The organism is Rudaeicoccus suwonensis (genome assembly GCF_007829035.1).
Lineage (GTDB): Bacteria > Actinomycetota > Actinomycetes > Actinomycetales > Dermatophilaceae > Rudaeicoccus > Rudaeicoccus suwonensis.
Genome location: NZ_VIVQ01000001.1, coordinates 2193801 through 2218802 on the forward strand (window position 1 = coordinate 2193801; position 25002 = coordinate 2218802).

Annotated in this window: 17 protein-coding genes; 9 read left to right on the plus strand and 8 right to left on the minus strand. The window is 66.6% G+C overall.

Annotated elements, in window-relative coordinates:
- The 5 genes from BKA23_RS10065 (at position 1) to BKA23_RS10085 (ending at position 7253) form a co-directional block, all read left to right on the plus strand.
- A complete protein-coding gene (locus BKA23_RS10065; protein ID WP_211841644.1) occupies positions 1 to 1215 on the plus strand; it encodes a hypothetical protein in 1215 nt (404 codons plus the stop codon).
- Positions 1212 to 2678: an aldehyde dehydrogenase (NADP(+)) gene (locus BKA23_RS10070; RefSeq protein ID WP_145227631.1), complete on the plus strand. Its 1467-nt coding sequence runs from the start codon at positions 1212 to 1214 to the stop codon at positions 2676 to 2678. Before BKA23_RS10065 ends, BKA23_RS10070 begins: the two co-directional genes overlap by 4 nt.
- A 60-nt stretch (positions 2679 to 2738) precedes the next feature.
- Entirely contained in the window at positions 2739 to 4181 is a 1443-nt protein-coding gene (locus BKA23_RS10075; protein WP_211841645.1) for a sugar porter family MFS transporter, read from the plus strand.
- A gap of 40 nt (positions 4182 to 4221) precedes the next feature.
- Entirely contained in the window at positions 4222 to 5346 is a 1125-nt protein-coding gene (locus tag BKA23_RS10080; RefSeq protein ID WP_425473772.1) for an L-talarate/galactarate dehydratase, read from the plus strand.
- 263 nt (positions 5347 to 5609) lie between these two features.
- Positions 5610 to 7253: a carboxylesterase/lipase family protein gene (locus BKA23_RS10085; protein ID WP_145227635.1), complete on the plus strand. Its 1644-nt coding sequence runs from the start codon at positions 5610 to 5612 to the stop codon at positions 7251 to 7253.
- Between the two features lie 13 nt (positions 7254 to 7266).
- Here the strand turns inward: BKA23_RS10085 and BKA23_RS10090 are convergent, their stop codons facing one another.
- The 3 genes from BKA23_RS10090 to BKA23_RS10100 form a co-directional block, all read right to left on the minus strand.
- On the minus strand, positions 7267 to 10635 hold the full coding sequence (locus tag BKA23_RS10090; protein ID WP_145227637.1) for a UvrD-helicase domain-containing protein: 3369 nt from the start codon (positions 10633 to 10635) through the stop codon (positions 7267 to 7269).
- Positions 10632 to 13751 (minus strand): PD-(D/E)XK nuclease family protein, encoded by a 3120-nt coding sequence (locus tag BKA23_RS10095; protein WP_145227639.1) that lies wholly within the window; start codon positions 13749 to 13751, stop codon positions 10632 to 10634. The genes BKA23_RS10090 and BKA23_RS10095 overlap by 4 nt, the downstream gene beginning before the upstream one ends.
- 76 nt (positions 13752 to 13827) lie before the next feature.
- The gene (locus tag BKA23_RS10100; RefSeq protein WP_170226454.1) at positions 13828 to 14634 is read right to left on the minus strand and encodes an SCO family protein; all 807 of its coding nucleotides are present in this window, start codon (positions 14632 to 14634) and stop codon (positions 13828 to 13830) included.
- Positions 14635 to 14713: 79 nt separating this feature from the next.
- Between BKA23_RS10100 and BKA23_RS10105 the strand changes: the two genes are divergently transcribed.
- The 4 genes from BKA23_RS10105 to BKA23_RS10120 all read left to right on the plus strand — a co-directional run bounded on the left by BKA23_RS10105 (position 14714) and on the right by BKA23_RS10120 (position 16968).
- The gene (locus BKA23_RS10105; protein WP_145227643.1) at positions 14714 to 14980 is read left to right on the plus strand and encodes a DUF4031 domain-containing protein; all 267 of its coding nucleotides are present in this window, start codon (positions 14714 to 14716) and stop codon (positions 14978 to 14980) included.
- Positions 14981 to 15079: 99 nt separating this feature from the next.
- Positions 15080 to 15538 (plus strand): SRPBCC family protein, encoded by a 459-nt coding sequence (locus BKA23_RS10110; protein WP_145227645.1) that lies wholly within the window; start codon positions 15080 to 15082, stop codon positions 15536 to 15538.
- Positions 15539 to 15557: 19 nt separating this feature from the next.
- Positions 15558 to 15968, plus strand: a complete 411-nt coding sequence (locus BKA23_RS10115; protein ID WP_145227647.1) for an HIT family protein — start codon at positions 15558 to 15560, stop codon at positions 15966 to 15968.
- 133 nt (positions 15969 to 16101) lie between these two features.
- On the plus strand, positions 16102 to 16968 hold the full coding sequence (locus BKA23_RS10120) for a universal stress protein (RefSeq protein ID WP_145227648.1): 867 nt from the start codon (positions 16102 to 16104) through the stop codon (positions 16966 to 16968).
- Between the two features lie 108 nt (positions 16969 to 17076).
- Here the strand turns inward: BKA23_RS10120 and BKA23_RS10125 are convergent, their stop codons facing one another.
- The 5 genes from BKA23_RS10125 to BKA23_RS17990 form a co-directional block, all read right to left on the minus strand.
- Positions 17077 to 19200, minus strand: coding sequence for a S9 family peptidase (locus tag BKA23_RS10125; RefSeq protein ID WP_246104560.1), 2124 nt, complete (start codon positions 19198 to 19200; stop codon positions 17077 to 17079).
- A 49-nt stretch (positions 19201 to 19249) separates the two neighbouring features.
- On the minus strand, positions 19250 to 22816 hold the full coding sequence (gene dnaE / locus BKA23_RS10130; RefSeq protein ID WP_145227652.1) for a DNA polymerase III subunit alpha: 3567 nt from the start codon (positions 22814 to 22816) through the stop codon (positions 19250 to 19252).
- Positions 22817 to 22923: 107 nt separating this feature from the next.
- Positions 22924 to 23853, minus strand: coding sequence for an RluA family pseudouridine synthase (locus tag BKA23_RS10135; protein ID WP_145227654.1), 930 nt, complete (start codon positions 23851 to 23853; stop codon positions 22924 to 22926).
- Complete coding sequence (gene lspA, locus BKA23_RS10140; RefSeq protein ID WP_342783603.1) at positions 23850 to 24602, minus strand: signal peptidase II; 753 nt, start codon at positions 24600 to 24602, stop codon at positions 23850 to 23852. The genes BKA23_RS10135 and lspA overlap by 4 nt, the downstream gene beginning before the upstream one ends.
- Positions 24566 to 25000: a TraR/DksA family transcriptional regulator gene (locus BKA23_RS17990; RefSeq protein ID WP_246104562.1), complete on the minus strand. Its 435-nt coding sequence runs from the start codon at positions 24998 to 25000 to the stop codon at positions 24566 to 24568. Before BKA23_RS17990 ends, lspA begins: the two co-directional genes overlap by 37 nt.
- Positions 25001 to 25002: the final 2 nt, after the last annotated feature.

The window sequence follows — 25002 nt, forward strand, 5'->3', positions numbered from 1 at the left end:
ATGCGCACCATCGGCTATGCCTATCCGTGGGACGTCCTGACACCTGGATTTATCGAGCGCACAACGGATCTCGGCGTTGATTCCGTCGCTGTCGCACTGAACTACCACAGCGCGCGGTGCGCGACGCCATGGTCCACGACGACATCTGCGATTCATGCGCGCACCTCCGCGCTCTACCGCAACGTGGGTGCACACCAGTGGTCTGATCTGCAACCGGGCGACGCATCGTGGATGCCTCAGGATGATCCCGGCGCTGCCGCGATCGCGGTGCTCGCCGCTGCGGGCGTCGACACCCTCGCCTGGATCGTGCTCAGCCACAATTCGCTGGTCGGAGAAGCCAATCCGGACATCGTCGTGCGCAACTGCTTTGGCGAAAGTTACCCGTGGGCGCTGTGCCCGAACAACGGGCGCGTCCAGCAGTTCTGCGGCGAACTCACCGCCGCGTCGACCGCCGGGCTTCCCTTGGCCGGCGTCGTGCTCGAGTCATGGGGCCAGATGAGCGCAGTGCACCAATGCACGCACGAGAAGACCGACGGAGTCTGGTCACCCGAGGCAGTCCGGCTGTTGTCGGTCTGCTGCTGCGACGCCTGCGCACGCGGCTGGCAGGTGCCGGCCGATCACGTCCGGCTCACCCTGGCCGAGGCGGCGCGTGCAGCTATCGCCGGCGAGCCGCGCCCGCTTCCCCAGGATCTGGACGACCTGTTGCTGTCGACCCGTCACGCCGGCGCCGACCGGCTGCGCCGCACGGCAATCAACGCTCTACCGTCGAGCACGAGCGTCACGCTCCACGCCGGCGCTGATCCCTGGGCGACGGGCGCTCTCTGCGGACTCACCGAAAGCGCAACGACTGACGCGGCCGCCCTCGTCCTGCCGTACTGGCAACCCAGTGAGGCGGCACTCTCCGCAATCGCCACCACCCGGCGACAGGTGCCGAGCACGGTTGCTGTCGGCGCCTACGTCACGCTCGCCGGCCCCATGGAACGGCCCGAAATCGCCTCGGATGTCGATCAATTGGCCACTGCAGGAGTAGATGAGCTGCACCTGTACCACCTTGGGCTCGTGGGACCGGGCCGCTGGGACCAGATGCGCCTGGCGGTCGATGCAGCAAGGGCGCCTCGCCACGACAGCCCCCACCCGCCGAGCGCACACGACAGCTCACCGGCCGATGCGATCGGCATACCGAACGACTCGACTCGATCGAAGGAGAACGCATGAATGCCGACGTCCCAGGACCGACCGACGACGCCACGGTCGACGACCTGATCGCGGCCGCCGCGGCGGCGTTCACCCGCACGGTGCAGAGCACCCCGGCGGAGCGCGGCGAGTGGTTGGCGGCCGCAGCGGATGCCCTTGACACGCACTCCGAAGAACTGGTTGCCATCGCGCATCGCGAGACGCACCTGCCGGCAGCCACCCGGCTGACCGGAGAACTCGCGCGCACGAGCTTCCAGTTGCGGCTGTTCGGTCAGGTGCTGCGTGACGGTGCCTTCCTCGGCGCGACGATTGACCACGCCGACCCGGAATGGCCGATGGGCGCCCGTCCCGACCTTCGTCGCATGCTGGTTCCCATCGGACCGGTGCTCGTCTTCGCGGCCAGCAACTTCCCCTTCGCATTCAGTGTCGCCGGTGGTGACAGCGCGGCGGCCCTCGCGGCTGGTTGCCCGGTCGTGGTCAAGGCTCATCCGGGCCACCCCGAGCTGTCGGCCAGGGTGGGTCAGATCGTCAGCAGCGCACTCGTCGAATCCGGTGCACCCACAGGTATTTTCGCGGTCATCCACGGTCAGGATGCCGGCGTGCACGCACTGCGGCACCCGCAGATCCAGGCGGCCGCGTTCACCGGTTCGGTGGCCGGTGGCCGTGCGCTCTTCGACATCGCCGCGGCTCGACCGCGACCCATACCGTTCTACGGCGAACTCGGGAGCATCAACCCGGTCGTCGTGACGAGGGCCGCGCTGACCGAACGTGGTCAACAGATCATCGACGGGTTCGTCAGCTCGTTCACCCTCGGATGCGGGCAGTTCTGCACCAAACCGGGTCTGGTGTTCGTGCCCGACGATGCCGACATCGATGCGGAGCTGGCCGCGGCCGTGGCCGCCACGGCGCCGGCCCCGATGCTCAATGAGTCGATTCATCAGGGCTTTTCGGCACGTATGGCGCAGCTGTCCGCCGGCGACGGTGTTCGAATCGCGCAGGCGCCTGGCGGCGGCCAGGACGCACCGGCGGCCAGTGTGTTCCGACTCACCGCACAGCAGTTCATCGACGAGCACGACAACTACGGCGCCGAGGCGTTCGGTCCCGCGTCGGTCGTGGTCGGCTACCGGGATGTCGATGAGCTGACCCGCATGCTCGACCTGGTCGAGCCCAGCCTCACCGCGAGCATCCAGGCGCAGGAGTCCGACGCAGCGGACCTGCGCCCGGTCATCGACCGGTTGGTGTCGCTGGCCGGGCGAGTGTTGTGGAACCAGTGGCCGACCGGCGTCACCGTCTCGTGGGCGCAGCAGCACGGCGGCAGTTACCCCGCGACCACGGCACCGACGACGACATCGGTCGGCACCGCAGCGATCGAGCGCTTCTTGCGCCCGGTCGCCTGGCAGGGCTTCCCCGACGCGCTGCTGCCTGCTGCTGTGCGGGAGTCGAACCCGTGGTCGCTGCCGCGACGCGTCGACGGACAGCGCTGATCGATATACAGCACCACCCGCACGACCCAGCATCCACACCATTCACAGAAGGCAAGGCACATGACTGCAACGACGCATCCAGCGCCAGCTCCCGCGGGCCGCCCGGTCAGCCGCACCACGCTGTACCTGTTCGGTGCACTCGGCGGGATCCTGTTCGGGTACGACCTCGGGATCATCTCCGGAGTGCTGCCGTTCATCGGCAAACAGTGGCACCTGGACAGCTGGGACAAGGGCGTGGTCACCGCCAGCGTCTCGGTGGGCGCCGTTGTGGGTGCGGCGATCTCGGCCAAGGTGAACCTCCGGTTCGGACGCCGGCACACCATCCAGGCTGCAGCGCTGATCGTGCTGGTGATGACGATCTTCACCAGCACCGCGCCCAGCTTTCACGTGCTGACCCTGGCGCGCTTCGCCGTCGGCATCGGCATCGGTCTGTCGTCGTCGACGGTTCCGACCTACATGTCCGAACTCGCTCCCGCACGCTTGCGCGGCGGCCTGGGCGCGCTCAACCAGATCTTCATCGTGCTCGGCATCCTCATCGCCTTCATCACCAGCTACTGCCTGGGCGAGATCGGCGGCGACTACGGTCACTGGCGGTGGATGATGGCCGGCGCCGCGGTGCCGGCGCTCGTGTTGCTCATCGGCCTGCAGCGCCTACCCGAGACACCACGCTGGTTGCTGACCCGTGGGCGAGACGACGAGGCCGCAGCAGTTCTGTTGCAGGCGCACGGTTGTCAGGAATCAGCCGACGCCGAATTGGCAACACTACGAGCGGTGATCGCCGACACAGCCGCCACCACCCGCGGCCGACTGCGCGATCTGTGGCGTCCGATGGTGCGTCCGATGCTGATCGTGGCCATACTCCTCGCGGCCGGCCAGCAGTTGTCCGGTGTCAACGCGATCAACGCCTACTTCCCGACCATGCTCATCTCGCTGGGCTTCGCCACCCAGGCGGCCTTGCTGTCCGGTGTACTGCTGGGCCTGAGCAAGTTCATCTTCACGGCGTGGGTGGTCTTCGTCGTCGACAAGTGGGGCCGCAAGCCGCTGCTGCTGATCGGCAGCATCCTGATGGCCGTCACGCTTGCCGGCGCGGGCTTCGTGTCGACCACGGTGCATGAGACCGACGCTCGAGGTCTGCTGATGTTGGTGCTCATCATCATGTATCTCGTGGGCTACGAGCTCGGCTGGGGTGCGGTTGTCTGGGTCATGTGCTCGGAGGTCTTCCCCCTGCGCGACCGAGCATCGGGTATGGCGGTCGCCAGTGTCGTCCTGTGGTCGTTCACCGGGATCGTGACGGCGGTCTTCCCGCTGATCTCGGCAAAGAGCGGACTGGGACTGGGCGGTGCGATGTATCTGTTCGCCGGTGTCAACGTGGTGCTCTTCCTGTTGGTCCGGTGGCTGGTGCCGGAGACCAAGGGCCGCTCTCTGGAGGAGATCGAGATCGACCTGCGCCACGGCAAGGATGTCGTCACCGAACACGCCCAGCAGGTCACGCCTGCTGCCTGATTGCGCAGTGCCCACCTGAATTCGTCTGGAAGAGAGAGCAATTCCCATGTCCGACGCCATCGTCAAGGTCGACATCGCATCAGCACGACTGCCGCTGAAGGAGCCCATCAGCGACGCCAAGGTGCTCACCGGTCGGCAACGCCCGATGACCGAGGTCGCCTTCCTGTTCACGACCATCACCACACGGGACGGTCACGAAGGCCTGGGTATCAGCTACTCCAAACGAGCAGGTGGGCCTGCGCAGTTCGCGCATGCCGTCGAGGTCGCACCGCGGCTAATCGGTCAGGATCCGAGCGACATCGGCAAGATCTGGACGTCTCTGGTCTGGGCCGGGGCGTCGGTGGGCCGAAGTGGCGCCGCAACGCAGGCCATTGCCGCCTTCGACATCGCGCTGTGGGATCTGAAGGCTCGTCGCGCCGGACTGCCGCTGGCGAAGCTGATCGGCGCCGAGCGCGACGCGGTTGCGACATACAACACCTCCGGCGGCTTCTTGCACACGCCGATCGAGCAGATCCGAGACAACGCCGACCGCTCCCTGGCCGCAGGTATAGGCGGGATCAAAATCAAAGTGGGACAACCGGATTGGCGCGAGGACCTGCGCCGCGTCGAGCTCATCCGCGAACACCTGGGTGACACACCGCTGATGGTCGACGCCAACCAGCAGTGGGACCGCGCCCAGGCGAACCGGATGTGCCGAGCGCTGGACGGCATGAACCTCGTCTGGATCGAGGAGCCACTCGACGCGTATGACGCTGTCGGCCACGCCGAGCTGGCGCAGCGCTTCGACACGCCCATCGCCAGCGGCGAGATGCTCGCCAGCATCGGCGAGCACCTGGCCCTCATCGAGCACCGGTCCGTGGACTTCATCCAGCCGGATGCACCCCGCGTCGGCGGTATCACGCAATTCCTGAAATTGCTCACGATCGCCGAACAGCGCCATCTTTCGCTCGCCCCGCACTTCGCCATGGAGATCCACGTGCATCTGGCGGCGACCTATCCGCACACCACCTGGGTCGAGCACTTCGACTGGCTCGAGCCGCTATTCAACGAACGCCTCGAGACACGCGACGGCTGCCTCGTCGTGCCGGATCGCCCTGGACTCGGTCTGAGCCTGAGTGATCAGGCACGAGCCTGGACGGTGGCCACCACCACCGTCACCGGCTGATCTCCGCGCCACCTGATGCCGAGATTCAACCTCGGCTTTCATGGCGTTTCTATGGACATGCTGTGCGTGGGGGTGTTGCATGGAATGACATCACCCACAGCGACACTCGTTGCAGCCAGCCAATGACTGATGCGGGATGTCGACCCTCAACAACCAAGCGCGAGTCTGCGACGGACGCCGAATTGTCATACGCCCGAACACCTTCGGCGGTCTGACCCGAACGGTCGACTCTGCCGTGGCTCACGCAGAATGTGAGCAGCCCAATGACGAACAGACACATGCTGCGCCCCCTGACCGCTGCCGCCACGGCCGGCAGCCTCGCTGTCGCGTTGACCGTCGCAGGCAGCGCGTATGCCGCATCCGACCGCATTTCGGCACCACCCGCTTGCACACCTGGCACCACCGTCACCACCGGAAAAGGCGCCGTGTGCGGCCTGACGACCGACGGCGTGACGACCTACGGCAGCGTGCCGTATGCCGCAGCACCCGTCGGCAAACTGCGGTGGCAGTCGCCCCAGCCTCACGCAGCCTGGAAGGGCGTGCTTCAAGCGACGACACCCGCACCTGAGTGCAGCAATGCTTTCGCGCAGACCGGCACGAGCGAGAACTGCCTCAACCTCGAGATCGAGACTCCTGCCGGCACCCGCCCCGGAGAGAAACTGCCGGTGATGTTCGAGTTCCACGGCGGCGGGTTCCTGGGTGAAGCACGCACCGACGACGGCTCCAACCTGGTGCGCACCGGCAAGGTCGTCTACGTCTACGTCAACTACCGGCTCGGCGTGCTCGGTTTCCTGGCCGACAAAGCGCTCGGCGCGCACTCGGGTGACTACGGCCTGCAGGACCAGCAGGCCGGCCTGCGCTGGGTGCAGCAGAACATCTCACGGTTCGGCGGAAACCCCTCCGATGTCACCGTTTTCGGCGAATCAGCCGGTGGCGCCAGCACCTGCGCCCAGGTCGCGTCCCCCACCGCGAAAGGGCTCTTCAAGAACGCCATCAGCATCAGCGGCTTCTACAACTACCAGAACAACATCGTGTGGTCGAAGGCCGACTGCAAGTCGTCGTACTTCACCGAAGCCCAGGCTCAGGCCGTCGGCGCGACGTTCGCCAAGAAGGTCGGCTGCGGCAAGGCGATCGACGTGCTCGCCTGCCTGCGCAAGATCCCCGCAGCGACCCTCATCAAGGAACAGGGCCAAGTCGGTGACCCCACCGGCGGCGGCACGATCGGCCCCATCATCAACGGCACGACGCTGACCATGTCACCGGTCACCGCGCTGACGACCGGCCATGCCAATCACGTCACGCTCATCACCGACGTCGGTCGTGACGAATTCAACGGAGGCGTCTACAGCAACTCACTCACCCCTGATGTCGTCGTCGCCGACAACACCACGCAGTTCTATCAACTCGTGAACGAGGAGTTCGGCAGACTGGCACCGACAGTCGAAAAACTCTATCCGCTGTCGAGATTCGCATCACCGTTCACGGACTACCGCACGATCATGGCAGACTCCGCATCGGTCTGCCCGATGCTGCAGGTCGACGCGGCAGCCTCGCGGCACATGACGATCTATGCCGACATCGACGCCGACGCGGACAACCCCGCTGGCGAGAACCTCACCCTGCCGCTCGGAGCGCAGCACAGCGGCACCAACGGCCTGGTGCACTTCGACACCTCGAAGCTGGACGCGAATCAGGCGGCCCTGCAACTGCAACTGCTTTTGGAGTGGACACACTTCGCCGCCACAGGCAACCCAGTTGCCGCGAACACGCCGGCATGGCCGTCATATCTGCCAGGTCAGCAGCAGGTGATGATGCTGCAGCCGGCCGACACCAGCATGACCGAACCCGCGAGTTTTGTTGCCGCACAGCACAACTGCGGCTTCTGGGACACAGTGACGCACTACTGAGCGGGCCGGTCGATCAGACGACCGCGCGCTGCCAGACGCCCTGCTCGTGCACGAACAGCAGGATGCACGCCGACACCGGCAACCCCGTTGCCGTCTGCACCATCTGTCGATACGCCAGCAGCTGTGGCCGGTAGTACGCAGTGCGAGTATCCAGTGCCGCCTCGGGGATCTGATCGGTCTTGTAGTCGACGATCACCAGGGAGCCGTCATCGTCCTGGTACAGCAGGTCGATGACGCCCTCCAGGATCTGCCCGTCATCCGGTATGCCGACGAACATCTCGCGCCAGTGCCGACGGTCAGCGGCGCACTGAACCACGTTGTGTGACAGGGCGTTCCGGGCAAGGGTCGCCACCAGCTGCTCGTATGGCGTGACGCCCTCGGCGATGCACTGCGCCGCGACGACTGCAGGCAGGTCAGCACCGTCACCGCGCAGCTCGACCGCCTGCAACGAGCCGTGCACGGCTCGACCGATGGCCGCACCGTCGCGGCCCTTGGCCCACGCAGGCGAGTCGAGTGCACGAGCACCCTTCGCCGCTCCGGGCGGTGACACCTCCTCGGCGGCGCGTGCACCGGCAGCGTCAGAGCCGACCGCCGGCGCCTCGGCATCCGTGACCTCCGCATCATCGGACGTCTGAGGATCGGCGGCGACTGCAGGTGCGCCGGCACCCAGCAGCGCCTGCGGGTCCGTGCCTTCGAGCCCGGACGCGCTGCGGGACCACGAGGTTCGCGTGCGGTCGGTCGCCTGCTGCCACTGGCGCTGCCAGTCGTCGAAGTCCGGTGGTGGCGTCACCGCCCGTTGCTGCGTCGAGGAGGCCCCGGCGTCGGTCGGCTCCGGGCTGAGCACGTCAGCGCCCGCACCGATCGCGCCGCTGGCAACCAGCAGGTCGGCATTGCTCCGAGCGTTTCTCGACGACCGGTGCAACGAGACAACGAGATGGTCACGCGCACGGGTCGCGGCGACATACATCAATCGGGCACGCTCAAGGTCACCCATCTGCTCGTCGATCGGCGCGTAGTCGTCGAAATCTGCTGTAGCGAGGTCCTTTTGGACGCGCAGCTCATAGTCGTCGTGGCGCCAGAGCAACTGCACCCCGGTGCTGTTGCGCGGCTGGGACGACAAACCGGACAGGATCACCACCGGGAACTCCAGGCCCTTGGCGGCGTGCACCGTCATGATGCGGACGGCGTCGACGTCGAGCTCCGGCAACAAGGACTCCGACGCTTGGGCGGAACTTTTGGCCTGGCCGGCGGCCCAGGCGAGATACGCGCGTAGCCCGCCGTGTTCGACCTCCGCCCAGGCACGCGCCTGATCGATGACATACCGCAGCCGCCGCCACGTGTCGCGTGCCCGAGGGCCGTCTCCGGCGAGCTCCATGACTCGTCGATCGGTGACGATCGTGTCCAGCAGCTCGCTCGGAGCGAGCCACGGTGCCCGGAAATGCAGCCGCCGCAGGTAGTTCACGCTGCTGCCCACCGGATGATCGACCAGGTCGTCCGGCACCCGAGCGCGCAGGTTGAAGCTGCCGCCGTCACGCTTCCAGGTCCACAGGTCGTCGTCACCGCACCCGAAAAGTGGCGACCGCAGGGCCGTCACCAGTGACAGTTCGTCCGACGGATCGGCAATGACACGCGCCGCAGCAAAAACAGCGCGCACCTCAGGCGCGGCATACACCAGCGAACTCGCATCGGACCGATAGTCGATGCCGGCGCGATCGAGTGCGGTCTCCAGAAAGGGCAACGACGTGCGCGCCGGAATCAGGATCGTGATGTCTCGCTTGCGCACCGGCCGCCATTCGCCACAGGTGCCCTGGGTGGTCCACCCGTCGCGCAGCGCCGTCTGAATGACTCCGGCGACCTCGTCGGCCTCGATCTGACGAACCTGGGCGATGCGCATGGGCTTGGAATCCTGCTCATGCGGATGCTCGCCGAGGATCCCCACCGATGGTCCTGCCGTGGCGGCAGACCGGACAGGATCAAGCGCCTCGTATGCCGGTTGCGCATCATGCTGCTGCTGGATGTGTTTGCCGAAGACCACGTTCACCCAATCGACGATCGGTGTGGTGGTGCGGAAATTCGTTGTGAGCGCGACGCTTTCGCCGATGACCTCACGCGCGCCGAGATAGGTGCGGATGTCGGCGCGGCGGAACCGGTAGATCGACTGCTTCGGGTCACCGACGACGAACAGCGAGCCGGGTGGCACCTCGACCTGACGCCAGTCATCCTGAGTTGCCGTAGCCCCGCCTGCGATGCGGGTCGCGATCTCGATCTGGATCGGGTCGGTGTCCTGGAACTCGTCGAGCAGCAGTCGCTGGTAGCGGTGCTGCAGGCTCGCCCGCACTTCGGCGTTGTCCCGCAACAGGTTGCGCGTCAACACCAGCAGGTCGTGAAACTCCAGGGTGCCATTGGCCCGCCGCTCCTCCGCAGCCGCCAGCACCTCCTGCGAAAACCAGCGGGCCAGGGTCCGCAGCACAGCCGCCTTCAACGGGGCGAGTGCGTCTTGCGCTGCCGCGTGCAGCCCCGGGATGTCGACACGCAACGCCTTGAGGTCGCCGCTCTTCCAGTTCTCCTGGCGTCCGCTCTTGCCGACCTTGAGCGCGGGCACTGCGGACAACCACCGAATCTCGGTGATGAGATCCGCTGTGGTGGGACGAGATTGCAGCCACTGCTCGATCTGCAGCATCGGCGCGAGCAGGGTGTCGTCGTCGGCGGTGCAGTGCCTGCGTTGGTCGAGCACGTCCTGCGCCGCGCGCCGGATCGCCGTGGAATCGGGCGTGCTCAGGCGAAGCGCAGGGTGGCTCAGCACGTGCGAGTCGATGAGATCCCAGTCGTTGCCGAGCTGGGTCGCCAGCTGCTGCAACTGGCTCTCGGTGACGCCGAGTTCGATTGCGGCCAGCAGGGTTTCGCCCATTGCATCGTCGTCGAGCAGGCGACGCCACATCGTGCGCCAGCGCGCCTCTGCAGCGACCGACGAGCCCACGGCGTCGCGCACCTCCAGCAGCGGCGGGATGCCGGCTTCGATCGAGTGCTGCACGAGGATTCGCTGGGCAAACGCGTGCAACGTGCCGATCGCGGCAAGATCGAGACCGTCGAGCGCTGCATCGACCAACTCGTGATCGTGGTCGGCACGCGCCTTCTCGAAGGACTCCCGGAGCCGCTCGCGCAACTCGGCTCCCGCGCGTTCGGTGAAGGTCACCGCCGCGATGTGCTGAATGTCGATGCCGTCTCGCAACACCAGGGTCCGAATGCGCCCCACCAGTGCAGAGGTCTTCCCCGAGCCGGCACCGGCATCGACGAACAAGGTCTCGTCGGTGCACTCACAAATCCGGCGGCGCGCGTCCGCATCGGTCAATTCATGGACTTCAGAGTCGAATTCGCCGCTCACTTCTCCTCCTCGGCCGGGTCGCCTGTCGTCGCAAGAGCATCGGGCTCGATCAGTGTCACGAGATCTCGCAACGGCCTGGTGCCGCGGAGCTGCTGCCACCGCGAGCGCGGCTCGGCATAACCGAGTCCGTCGGGATTGCAATAGGGACACTGGATCCAGGAAAAGTCGTCGGTGGCGGGTGGCCGCAACGGGAACACGCCGTCGCGGATCGACGACGACACGGTGCCCACAGCCTCGCGGAAGGTCGTGTCGACCTCGGCCGTCAACTCAAGCGGCACCCGTCTCCTGCCGTCGCCATCACCAACGAACCAATACGCGGCCTCGACGGGGGTGTGTGCGTCGCCGTACAACGCGCGCACGGCATGGGCGTAGGCCGGCAGCTGCAGCTTCGTGCCACCGATGACCGGATCTTCGGGGCAGATCTGCATGAATCTGCCGGGTTTCCCGGTCTTGATGTCGGTGACGACCAAGGTGCCGTCGGCCGCTCGGTCGACCTTGTCTGCGGCGCCGGTCAGCTGGACCGTGCCACCCGGCACGTCGAGCACGACATCGACCCCGCCGCGGCCGAAGCCGGCTTCACTGCTCACCACCGCCAGACCACGAGAGGCGCGGTCGCTGTCATCGACGTCGAGCATCGTCTGAAGGACACCCTTGATCTCGACCAACGACTGCTCCCACAGCCGTGTGTGTCCGGCGCGACCCGTCGTGACGAACTCCGCCGCGAATTCGTCGGCGATCTGCAGCAGCCGCACGTGCGCCTGCTGATCCCATGGCTCGCCGTATCCAGGCAACTGCCCGGACTGTTGGCGTTCGGTGATGAGAACGTCGAAACAGTGGTGCACGAAGGTGCCGATGTCGGCCTTGCTCACCTGCACGATGGACTCGGGATCCTCGATCGGCGACACCCGCAGCACGCGGTTGACCAGATGCTGGAAGGGACACGCGACATACTTCTCGAGCATCGTCGGCGAGGTGTATTCACCCTCCGACAACGGCGAGAGTCGTGCCGCGTCGACACCGATCATCCCGTCGAAGCGGCCACCCTCCCGGTCGCCGCGCCCGGCGTTCATCGCTCGTGCCGCCGTCAGCGCCTCGTCGGCGAACCGCCAGCCGACCAGGCCGGCCCGCAACCGCCATTCCTGCTCGGTCGCCAGGTGCGTCGCCGTCGACAGACCCGAGGTGTATGACGCAACCTCCGTCAACCCGCTCACATCCGCGAATCCCGTTGCGGTCAGCGTCATCTCGCCGGTCAGTGATCGTATCGACGGCAGCAGCCATCGGCTCGGAATGCGCTGTGTCTGCTGTCGCAGATCTCCTCGTGCAAATGTCACCGCCACCTCACCAGCCAAGGCGAACGCCGCCAGCAGGCAGCGGTGCTTCTCGGCGATGCGCTCCCGCAGCGTCACCAGCGCCTCGCCAAAGGTCTCGCGCACTGCCTCCGCCAGCAGCGGGTCGTCGCTCAGCCGCCCGGGGTAGACGTCCTCCGAGAGGCCGCACACGACGACGACATCAAGATCGAGGCCGGCGCCGGACTCGACCGGACCGACGTAGACACCCTCACCGAAGCGGCCGACTCGCATCGTCGCCGACTCCAACTGTGCGATCAGCACCTCCTCGATGATGACGAGGCTGACGGGGATCGCCGACTCGTCGAGCACGGTGAGCCCCTCGATCGCGCCCAGCACACTGACCCGGGCGTACTGCTCCTCCGGTGGCAGTCGAGCAGCCTGCGTGTCCGGCAGCAGGTCCGACACCAGTGTCCGCAGGCTGTCGGCCGCCTCCTGCCACGTAGCGGATCCCCCGATCCCGGTGAGCCGGTCGCGGATCCACCAGACGGTGTCACGCATCGTGGTCGCCTCGGCGATGCGGCGCGCCAGATAGCCGTGCGGATCCTCCCGCGCCGCGAGCGTCGCGATCGTGGCATCGACCCGGTCGCGCCAGTCGGCCCCGTCGACGATGCCGCAGTTGCGCGACAAGCGCTCCCACGACGCCGCGGGGATCGCCGAGCCGTCGACGGCTCTGGCGGGCACCTCCGACAGCGTTTGCAGCACATCGGCGCGCGGATAGCCGCTGCGCTGAATCCGCAACAGTCCCAGCACAAAACGAGCGAAGGCGCGCTCGGTCACAGGTCGTGCTCCCGGGCCGTTGAAGGTGACGCCGGCCGCAGTCAACTGCTCCTGCACGATGCGCGCGTAGGGGCGACGGTTGCCGTAGAGCACCGCTACGCGATGCGCGGGATGCGTGCCCAGTGCCGCCACCACCTCACGCACCACGGCGCGCACCTCATCGTCGGCGTCGCTGGCATGTATGACGCGGTCGGCCGTCGCCGGATCACTTTCGGCCGCAGGCACGGTCACCGACGCCTCACCGGAGCCGACCTCACCCGCAGCGCTGCCCGTCACGGCAGCAGCCACCCGCAACGGGCCGGCGTCCGCCCGCGCATCGCCCGTCACACCGCACACGACATGTATGTCGGATGCGGCCGCGAGCGCCGTCAGCACCTCGAGCTCGACCGGTCGCATCGCCACGGGCAGATACACGACCGTCGGTGACAGCCCGGCGGGCGTGCGGCACACCAGCGCTGCAGCCCGCAACAGGTCGGCCTCGTCATACCAGTGTTTCGACAGACGGACCCACACGTCGTCGTGGATCCGCAGCACCTCGCGCACAAGGGTGCCCGGCTCCGCCCGAAGGCTCGCGAGCGTCGCGTCGTCGACCAGGCGTAGCTCGCGCGACACGCGCTCCAGCGCGGCCGACGTGGCGGGATGGTCTGCCACCACACCGAATTCACCAGGGTGCTCGCTGAGTGACTCCCGGATACAGGCGGCGACCAACGCTGCAGTCGCGGGCCGACGACTCTGCGCGGCGAAGACCGGCGCGGCGAATCGTTCGGCCAATCCGGCCAGGGTGAGGCAGTCGACGGCGGCGATGCCGGGCGAGCCGTCGGTCAGGCCGCGCGCGAGAGTTCGACGAACGGTCAGCCCGGTGAGGTGGTCCGGCACGATGACGGTGACCGGTGCCAGCGGATCACCGGCTTTGACCTCGCGGACGACATCTCGCAGGACCGCGAGCGTCGCAGCGCCATACCTGGTGATGTGCAGTTGCGCCTGGCCCATCGGACTCCCCCGTGATCGTCGTTGCGGGTGAGCCTAGACGGCAGCACCGACACCGACGTGTCGCACGGCCCGACGCTCAGCCGTCGATCCAGGCGAGCACTTTCTGGGCTTGCGCCTGCGTCCATGCGCTCGGGTCCGGCGAGGTGAGGTTCTTGCGGCCGTCGGCATCCATGAAGTCGTACATCGCCTTGGGCACCTGACCCTTCGTGGCGTACGGCGTGCCCTCGAGCAGGAATCGCTCACGCTGCTGCGGGTCGATGAAGAAGACCTCGTCGGAATGCTGCACGTCATACGTCAGTGGCTGCCCGGTGCGCCAGTTGCGCGGTGGCGTGCCCGGGTCGTCGGCGACCTTCTGGCGCCAGACGCCCAGGAAGTTCCAGATGGCGTTCACCGACGCCTGACTACCGGTCCACACCTGCCAGTTGGCCGGCGGCGGCGCGTACAGCGCGCGGTAGGCAGCGATCTGCGGCACTGTGTCGCGCACAGGGTCGACGGTGAGCGAGACGAAAACCTCATTCTTCGACCGGCCGGCGGCCACCTCGGCGCGGTCGGTGCTGACGAGGGTGGCCGTGTCGATCGGGCAGGTCTCCTGGCACAACGTCATGATGTCCTGCAGCACGACCGTCTTGCCCTTGAGCGCCGCCAGGCTGGTGTGCTGACCGGTCGAGGTCGTGAACTGCAGATCCAGGATGTTCGCCGGCATGGCCGAATCCATTGGGGTACCAACGCCTTGCAGGTCCTTGGGTGTCGCGATGGCCGACGGTGTCGAGAGCGACGCCGCCGACGTGCCGGACCCGCTGCCTGAGCCGCATCCCGCAAGGGCGGCCGACACGACGACCACCGACGACAGCACCCAACTACGCTTCAACCGACCACGATTCACCAGATGACTGTGCCATTTAGATCTGGCCACAGTCTGAACGCCACCAGCCCGCCATCCGATCGACCGCGCAGGAGGTCCAGTGACCATCCTCATCGATCCGCCCTTCTGGCCCGCCCACGGCAGGATCTGGTCACACCTGGTCAGCGACGAGTCGTATGCCGAGTTGCACGCCTTTGCAGCGCGGGTCGCGTTGCCGGACCGCTTGTTCGACATCGATCACTACGACGTGCCGGACGACAGGTATGCCGCAGCCCTCGCCGCCGGAGCGACTCCCGTCGGCGGTGGCGAACTCATCCGACGCCTGATCGCCAGTGGGTTACGGGTGCCGGCCCGGGAACGCCACTGACCCACGCGGTCGGCGGCACCCGCGAGATGCATCGCCCCGACGCTACGCACCAGTAGGATCGGCCGAAAGCGCTGCCATCTCCTCGACAAGGACGCCGCCATGCCCGCAGATCTCGAAGTCTCCATCGACATCAACGCCACCCCGGCGCAGGTCTGGGCCGTGGTCTCCGATCTGACCGCCATGCCGCGTTGGAGCCCGCAGACCAAGAAGGTCTTCCTGCGCGGCGGCCCACTGCGCGTCGGCAGCAAGATGCTCAACGTCAACAAGCTGGGCTGGCGCGTCTGGCCGACACAGAGCGTGGTGACCGCCTACGAGCCGGATCACCTGGTGGCCTTCAAGGTCCTGGAGAACCATGCCGTGTGGAGCTTCGAGTTGACACCGCTGGATGACGGCGTGCGCACGAAGGTCACCCAACGACGCGACGTCTCGACCGGCACGACGGTCGTGTCCCGTCAGCTGATCGACAAGGCCATGGGCGGTGAGGAGCGTTTCGAGAAGGGCCTCACCACCGGAATGCGCCAGACGTTGCAGCGCATCCGCGACGAGGTCATGTCGTGACCGTCTGCACCCGACGACCATGACCTCGTGCCTGTTCTGTGACATCGCCACCGGCGCACTGCCCGCCACGGTCGTCGCCGAAACCACCGCAACCGTGGCCTTTCTCGACACCCGACCGGTGTTCAAGGGACACGTGCTCGTGGTCCCCAGGCAGCACGTGGAGACCCTGCCCGACCTGCCCGTCGAGAGCCTTCAGCCGTTCTTCGCCGAGGTCCAACGGGTCGCCGCAACCCTGCCGGCGGCTCTCGGGTCACAAGGCACCTTCGTCGCCATGAACAACATCGTCTCCCAGAGCGTGGCCCACCTGCACTGCCACGTCGTGCCGCGCACCAAGGGCGACGGACTGCGCGGATTCTTCTGGCCGCGGGTGCGATACGCCGCGGGAGAGCAGGCCGAGATCGGCGCGCTGATCCACTCTGCCCTCGCCTGATCGATCCTTCCTGTCTCCACAGTCGACGTTCAGAAAACTTCCAGTGGCCGTGCCTACGGTCGAACGTGGCGAGCATCTCCTCGCAACGGCGCCCACGAGCGAGCGCCGCTCGGTCGACCAAGGAAAGGTCACCATGGAAGGCATTCTGCGGCCCGGCAGTGTCGTTGTCGGCGTCGACACCTCATCAGCCGCGATGACCGCGCTGGACTGGGCGGCCCAGTACGCCCAAGCGGTGCGCGCACCGATCCACCTCGTGCACGGCTTCAGCCACGACCGCCCCGACCTCGGGTTCGGCATGGGCGCCGACGCCGAAGCCCTCCTCGCTGCCGGCGATCGCGTGCTCGGCCGAGCAGTCAATCGAATTCAGCTGCGCGACAAGATGATTCAAGTCACGACCTCGCACTGTGACGGATATCCGTCGGCGGCTCTCGTGCGTGCCAGCGCCGACGCTCGTATCGTCGTCGTCGGTTCGCAGGGCGACAGCCTGCTGCATCTGTCCTCCCTCGGCGAGACCGCGCACCAGATCGCCATTCACTCGACGTCGCCGGTCGCCGTGATCCGCAAGGACTCCGGTCTGGAGTCAGCGTTCAACCGTGTGACGGTGGGCGTCGACCGTTCCGACGACTCACTGGCCGCGCTCGAATGGGCCTTCGACGAGGCCGAACGCACCGAGAGCGAGGTGCTGGCCGTGCACGGGTGGCAGCCGAACGACGCGAAGGACCCTTCGCTGGGTCACGCGGACTGGGCGTCATACACGGAGATGTGCCGCAACCACATCGAGAGCGCGATCGCGACGCAGCAGGCCCGCCACCCGGGGGTCAAGGTCATCACCGAGATCTTCCAGGGCAATCCGACGCGCGCCCTGCTGACCGAATCGCACTCCAGCGACACCGTCGTCGTCGGCGCCCGTGGCACCGGCGGGTTCCCCGGACTGCACATGGGCCGTGTCGCAGGCGACGTCCTGCGACACGCTGCCTCACCGGTCGTCGTCGTCCGCTGAGACACGGAGTCCCTCCAAGGGCCAGGGGGACAACAGAAGGAGCCGTTCCCGTCGCATGACGGGCACGGCTCCTTCTGTTGTCGCCGACGGTATCTTTCGCGAATACGCTTATGCAACAGTGCCATTCAGTAGTTGTGTCGCGCCCAACTGGTCGAGCATGAAGGCGTACTCGAACGCGGTGTCATGCCAGGCGTCATACCGCCCGCTGCGGCCGCCGTGCCCGGCGACGATCTCGGTCTTCTGCAGAATCGGGCGATCCGAGTGGTCGCTGGTCACCGTTTCGCGCAGCCGCTGCACCCACTTGGTCGGCTCGACGAAGAAGACGCGGGTGTCGTTGACGCTGGTGGTGGCCAGGATCGCGGGATAGTCGACCGCCTGGATGTTCTCGTACGGTGTGTACGACTTCATGTAGTCGTACACCTCCCGGCTCTCGATCGGGTTGCCCCACTCCTCCCACTCCCCTGCGGTCAGCGGCAACGTGGGGTCCAGGATCGTGGTCAGTGCATCCACGAAGGGCACGCCCGCGTGCACCACACGGAACAGCTCCGGCGCAAGGTTGACGACGGCGCCCATCAGCAGCCCCCCGGCCGAACGTCCTTCTGCCGCAAGGCGATCCGGTGCCACCCAACCGAGGTCGATCAGCGCGCGGGCGCAGTCGACGAAGTCGGTGAAGGTGTTGCGCTTGGCCAGCAACTTGCCCTCGTCGTACCACCCGCGGCCCAACTCGCCGCCACCTCGGATGTGGGCGATCGCGAAGACCACGCCACGATCCAGCAACGACAACCGTGCCGCGCTGAAGCTGGCGTCGATCGGGATCTCGTACGAGCCGTAGCCGTAGAGGTACCCCGGGTTGGTGCCGTCAGGCTGTATGCCGCGCGCACGCACCATCGAGACCGGCACCGACCGGCCATCGGTTGCCGTGACCCACAGGCGCTCCTCGACATACTGCTGCGGGTCGAAACCGGGCACATGGCGGCGCTTTAGCAGGACCGCTCCGTCGGAGGCGACATCGAGGTCGTAGGTGTCGCCGGCGACCAGGAAGGACGTCACGAGCAACTGGAGGGTGCGACTGTCGTACATCGGTGTCGAGCCGACCCGCACCGCGCGCAGACCACCTTCGACCGGCACCGGTCGCGGCGAACCGTAACCGTCACCGTCCTTGGCGATGATCCGGACGGCGGGCAGACCGCCGCTGCGCATCGTGACAGCGAGGAAGCTCTCGAAGGCGTCGACGCCGAGGATTCGCTCACCCTCACCGGCGGACATCAGCGGCTGCCAGTGCTCCTGCCGTGGCGTCGCCATCGGCGCCCACGAGATGTCGAAGTCGACGCGAGAAGCATTGTGCGTAATGAGGATTCGGTCACCGTCGACTTCGACGCTGTAATCGAGACCGGCCTGCCGCTGCTGCACCAGCACAGGGTCCCCGGTCGGTTGCTGCAGGTCCAACAGACGCACCTCGCCGGTCGTCGACGAACCGGCGTGCAGGATCAGCCACCGCTCGTCGCGCGAGACGTCGAACCCGAGGCCGAAGACCTCGTCGTCCTCCTGCAGCACCAGCACGTCCTGGTCTGCCGAGGAGCCGACGTGGTGACGCCATACCTGAAACTGCCGCCAGGCGTCATCGACACGCGTGTAGAACACCCACTGCCCGTCGCATGACCAGGCAACGCCGTATCCCGCTCCACCGACGGCCTCGTCGAGCACGTCGCCGGTGGCCACATCGCGCACCTGCAGCGCGTAGCGCTCGTCACCGGCGAAGTCGACCAGCACCGCGATGCGCGCACCGGTCGGATCGACCTCCAGGGCGCCGAGTTCGAAGAACTCCTGGCCCTGGGCCTCACGGTTGCCGTCGATGAGCACCTGCTCCCCCACAAGCGGCGCTCCCGCGTCGATCTGCGGCGCGACTGCGCCTGCGTCATACGGAACGCGACAGTGCAGGGGGTACTGCGCGCCCTCCTGCGTGCGGGTGAAATACCACCAGTCGTGCAGTCGCACCGGCACCGAGACGTCGGTCTCCTGGGTGTGGGCCTTGATCTCTGCGAACACCTGGTCCGCCAACGGCGACAGGTGTGAGGTGCGCGCCATCGTGTAGGCGTTCTCGGCCTCCAGATGCGCGACGACCTCGGGATTTTCCTTGTCCCTCAGCCATTCGTAGTCGTCGACGACCGTGTCGCCGTGGAAGGTGCGGCTGTGCTGGATTCGCTGGGCAACGGGCGGTTCGACATGGCTCACGATGCCAGCGTATGTCGCGTCGCCACACGCCCGGCCACCCGGCCCGCGGTCAGTTGCCGACCAGGCACGCCGGACCCAGCAGAGCCTTCAGATCACCGAACAGCGCCGGCGATGCCGTCACGCGCAGGGCATCGTCGAGGCGGACGGTGACCGACCGGCCGGGTTGGGTGAGCTTCAGGTGCACCTCGGTGGCGCCAGGGTGCTCGCCCAACACGCTCTTGAGCTTCTGGGCCATCCCGTTGTTGGCACGCACCAAGGGCAGCGTCAACATCACCGGTCCGCGCACGTCGCCCTTCAACTCGGGGAGAGTGAGTTCGGAGGCGGACAACTGCTTTCCGTCGTCGCGGTCCATCACCCGGCCCTTGATCACACACACGACGTCAGGGTTGAGCATCGTCGACACGGGCATGTAGGACTTCGCGAAGAACATCACGTCGACCGAACCCTCGAGATCCTCGACCGTGGCAATGGCCCACAGTTCACCGCGCTTGTTCCGCTTGATCTGCACGCCGGTGATGAGGCCGGCGATGGTGACCATCGCGCCTTCCTCCGGGGCGTCGTCACTGTGCAGCTTGGCGATGGAGGTGTCGGCATACTGCGCCAGAAGGCGCTCGATGCCGAACAACGGGTGGTCGCTGACATAGAGGCCGAGCATGTCGCGCTCGAACGCCAGCTTGGTCTGCTTGTCCCACTCGATCTGCGGAATCGGCGGCAGGGCTGCGAGTTCGATCCCCGCGTCTCCCCCGAAGCCGGCGAACAGGCTCTCCTGGCCCTGCTCGCTCTTCTTGGCCTCGTCGGCGAGTGAGTCGACATACGTCTCGTGGACCGCAACCAAACCCTGCCGGGTGTGTTGCAGATCGTCGAATGCCCCTGCCTTGATGAGGGATTCGACGGTCCGCTTGTTGCAGACGCCGGACCCGCCCTTGCGCAGGAAGTCCTCGAAGGAGGCGAAGCCGCCCTTGTCCTCTCGGGCCCGCACGATCGCGTCGACGACGTTGGAACCGACATTGCGCACCGCACCCAGACCGAACCGGATGTCCTCGCCGACGGCCGTGAAGTCGGCGACCGACTCGTTCACAGCCGGTGGCAGCACCCTGATGCCGAGCTTGCGGGTGTCGGCCAGATAGGTCGCCATCTTGGTCTTGTCGTCGCCGACCGAGGTGAGCAGCGCGGCGGCATACTCCGCCGGGTAGTTCGCCTTGAGGTAGGCGGTCCAGTAGCTGACCAGCCCGTATCCGGCGGTGTGCGACTTGTTGAATGCGTAACCGGAGAACGGCAGCATGACGTCCCACAGGGCTTGGGTCGCCTCGGCGGAGTAGCCGTTCTTGGTCATGCCCGCGGAGAAGTTGTCGAACTCCTTGGCCAGGATCTCGGGCTTCTTCTTGCCCATGGCGCGTCGCAGCAGGTCGGCGCCGCCCATGGTGTAGCCCGCGAGCTCACGGGCGATCGCCATGATCTGCTCCTGGTAGACCAGCAGGTGGTAGGTCGTACCCAGGATCGGCTCGAGAGCCTGCTCCAGCTCGGGGTGGATAGGGCTGATCGGCTGCCGGTTGTTCTTGCGCTCGGCGTAGTTGATGTGAGCGTTGGCTGCCATCGGGCCGGGCCGGTAGAGCGCCAGGACCGCGGCGATGTCCTCGAATCGGGTCGGTGCCATCAGCCGCAGCAGACCGCGCATGGCGTTGCCGTCGAGCTGGAAGACCCCGAGCGTGTCGCCGCGGGCCAGCAACTCGAAGGTCTTGACGTCGTCCAGCGGGATCGACTCGGTGGTGATCTGCTCCCCGCGGTTGGTGGCGACGTTCTTGACCGCCTGATCGATGATGCCCAGGTTCCGCAGACCCAGGAAGTCCATCTTGATCAGGCCCATCTCCTCGCAGTGCGGGTAGGAGAAGCCGGTGATGATGGTGCCGTCCTTGTCCCGGCGGTGCATCGGGATGAGGTCCAGCAACGGCGCGGACGACAGGATCACGGCAGCCGCGTGCACGCCGGTGCCGCGGATCTTGCCCTCCAGACCCTTGGCGGTGTCCATGACCTTCTTGACCTCCGGCTGCGATTCATACATCGCGCGGATGTCGACGCCCTCGTTGTACCGAGCGTGTTCGGGGTTCCACAACTCGGCCAGCGGAACGCCCTTGCCCTGCACATCGGGCGGCATCGCCTTGGAGATCTGATCGCCGAGACTGAACGGGAAACCCAGGATCCGGTTGGCGTCCTTCACCGCCGCCTTGGCCTTGATGGTGCTGAAGGTGTTGACCTGAGCGGTGTATTCGGCGCCGTACTTCTCGGTGACGTAACGCACCATCTTGTCGCGCTGGCGGTCGTCGAAGTCGAGGTCGACATCCGGCGGGTTGATGCGCTCAGGGTTGAGGAAGCGCTCGAACAGCAGCTGGTGCTCCAGCGGGTCGAGCTCGGTGATGCGGGTCAGGTAGGCGACCATCGAGCCGGTCGCCGAGCCACGACCCGGCCCGACCGGGATCCCGTTGTCGCGGGCGTACTTGCAGATGTCGGCGACGACCAGGAAGTAGGAGCTGAAGCCCATCGGCTCGATGACGGCCATCTCGGTCTCGATGCGCTCGAGCACCTCGGGAGCCGGGTCGTCGCCGTAGCGCTCCTGCAGGCCGACCTTGATCGCCTCGCGCAGGTATGACGCCTGGGTCTGCCCCTCGGGTACGTCCGGGAACTGCGGCATCCGGTCGACGTAGGTGAAGACCTCGTCGTAGTCGCCGATCATCTCGGCCACCTTGAGCGTGTTGTCGCACGCGTCGGGAAGCTCGCGGAACAGCTCGCGCATCTCGGCGGCGGACTTCAGGTAGTAACCGGTGCCGTTGAACTTGAACCGGCCCGGGTCGTCCTTGTTCTTGCCCACGCCGATGCACAGCAGGTCGTCGTGGCTGTCGGCTTCGTCCTCGGTGATGTAGTGACTGTCGTTGGTCGCCAGCAACGGCAGGTTGAGCTTCTTCGCAATGTCGAGAAGGCCTGTGCGCACTGACCTTTCGATGTCGAGGCCGTGGTCCATCAGCTCAAGGAAGAAGTTCTCCTTGCCGAAGATGTCCTGGTACGCCGCTGCCGCTTCGATCGCCTCGTCGAACTGCCCGAGCCTCAGCCGGGTCTGCACCTCACCGGAGGGGCAGCCGGTGGTGGCGATGATGCCGGTGCCGTGCTGGGACAGCAGCTCGCGGTCCATCCGCGGCTTCATGTAGTAGCCCTCGAAGCTGGCCAGCGAGCTCAGCCGGAACAGGTTGCGCAGACCGTGCGCGTCCTTGGCCCACATCGTCATGTGGGTGTAGCGGCCACCGCCGGAGACGTCCTTGCCGCCCTCACCGTCGACGTTCGCCTCGCGCTTGCCACCGGGAGCCCAGAACTCCTGCTGTCGCGAGTGACGGGTGCTGGGCGCGACATACGCCTCGATGCCGATGATCGGCTTGACCGGCGAGCCCTTGGACGCCATGTAGAAGTCGTAGGCGCCGAACATGTTGCCGTGGTCGCTCATCGCGATCGCCGGCATCTCGAGCCGCTCGACCTCGGTGAACATGGGTTTGACCTTGGCCGCTCCGTCCAGCATGGAGTACTCGGTGTGCACGTGCAGGTGCACGAAACTGGAGGCTGGCTTGTCTGACATCGCCGCTGAGTTTAGATCGCCGCACCGACAACGCGACGTGCCGCGCGCAGGTGTGACAGATGAGACGATGTGCTACAGACCGCCCGCATCATCGGTATGCCGCAGACTCAGCTTCGGACGACGTCGAGCGCGTGCTGCAGGTCCACCGGATAGGGACTTTCGAAGGTCACCCAGTCGCCGGAGCCGGGGTGTTCGAAGCCGAGTTCGACCGCGTGCAACCACTGCCGCTGCAGGCCCAGGCGCCGCGCGATGGTGGGGTCTGCGCCATACAGCGGGTCGCCGACACAGGGGTGATGCAGCGCGGAAAAATGCACACGGATCTGGTGCGTGCGACCGGTCTCGAGATGAATCGTCAGCAGCGACATCGATCGGAACGCCTCAAGCAGTTCGTAGTGCGTCACGCTCGGTCGGCCGGACTGCATCACCGCGAACTTGTAGTCGTGCCCCGGATGCCGCCCGATCGGCGCGTCGATCGTGCCGACCACCGGATCCGGAAGCCCTTGCACCAGTGCGTGATACGTCTTGTCGACGGTTCGGTCGCGGAACGCCTGTTTGAGCACGGTGTAGGCACGTTCGGACTTCGCCACCACCATCAGACCACTCGTGCCGACGTCGAGCCGTTGCACAATGCCCTGCCGCTCCGGAGCACCGGAGGTGGAGATACGAAAGCCTGCCGCCGCCAGACCGCTGACGACGTCCGGGCCGTCCCAGCCGACGCTGGGATGAGCGGCAACGCCGGCGGGTTTGTCGACCACGACGATCTCGCTGTCGTCGTGCACGATCCGTAGCCCCTCGACGTGCTGCGGCCGCACCTCGGCGACGCGCGGGCCGACCCGCTCGGGCATCCGCACCTCGAGCCACTGCCCGGCCGACACGCGGTCGGACTTGCCACTGGCCTGTCCGTCGATCGTCACCGCGCCATCGGCCGCGAGCTGCGCCGCCTGGGTGCGGGAGAAACCGAGCAGCCGGGCGAGTGCTGCATCGACGCGCTCACCCTCAAGCCCGTCAGGTATGTCGAAACCGCGGGTGTCGGTCACGCCGGACCGTCCGCTGCGGTATGACGATCCGCTGCCGCGGCATTCGCCGCACCGCCGGCAGCATCCGTATCCGCTGCATCAGCAGCCTCGGCATCGAGGTGGGTGCCGTCGGAGTCGTGCGCGTCGACCTCGTGCGCGTCGATGTGGTGAGCGTCGCCATCCTCGTCGTCGACGACGTCGTGACTGCGGGTTCCGTCGACGCCGATGCCGAGCAGTGCGAGCAGTGCGATGAGGCAAGCGGCGGACGTGACGCAGATGTCGGCGACGTTGAAGATCGGCCAGTGCGGCAACTCCAGGAAGTCGACGACATGACCGCTACCGCCGCCTGGGGTGCGGAAGAAGCGATCCGTGAGATTGCCCAGCGCGCCACCGATGAGCAACCCCAGCGCGCAGGCCCACGGTTTGCTGCGCAGTCGCCTCGCGAAATAGACCGTCGCGCAGATGACCGCCACCGCGATCAACGACAGCAGCCAGGTGGCATTGGTCGCGATGGAGAAAGCCGCGCCCGGATTGCGGATCAACCGCAGTTGCAGCAGTGTCCCGACGACCTCGCGAGGCTTGTCGGGCGTGAGCGTCGAGGATGCCCATGCCTTGGTCAGCTGGTCCGTCACATAGCCGACGGTCGCCACTCCGACGAGCAGGGCTATCAGCTTCGGTGCCGGTCGGTGTGACTGAGGTGCCGTCGGCTCCTCGTGTTGGTCTGGTGTGGCGTTCAGCGGCGTTCCTGTCGTTGTTTGCAGTCCATGCACATGGTCGCGCGCGGGAATGCCTGAAGGCGAAGCTTTCCGATCGCGTTGCCGCAGCTCTCACACACGCCATACGTGCCGTCGTCGATGCGCTGCAGCGCATGCACCGACTGCTCGAGCAGATCGCGAGAGTTCTGTGCCAGGGAGTACTCGTGCTCGCGCTCAAAGGTCTTCGCTCCGGCGTCGGCCTGGTCGTCGCCGGCGCCGTCGCCGCTGTCCTTGATGAGCCCGGCGATGTCGTCCTCGAAACCGTGCAGCTCGGCACGCAGTCGAGCAATGTCACCATCGAGCTCGGCCCGCACACCCTTCAACTCGGCTGCAGACCAGGGAGATTCGTCGTCGCGCACCTTGAGGGCGGGCGTCTTGCCCGGCTGCCGGGCAGCAGGCGCGGTCTTGGTCACTG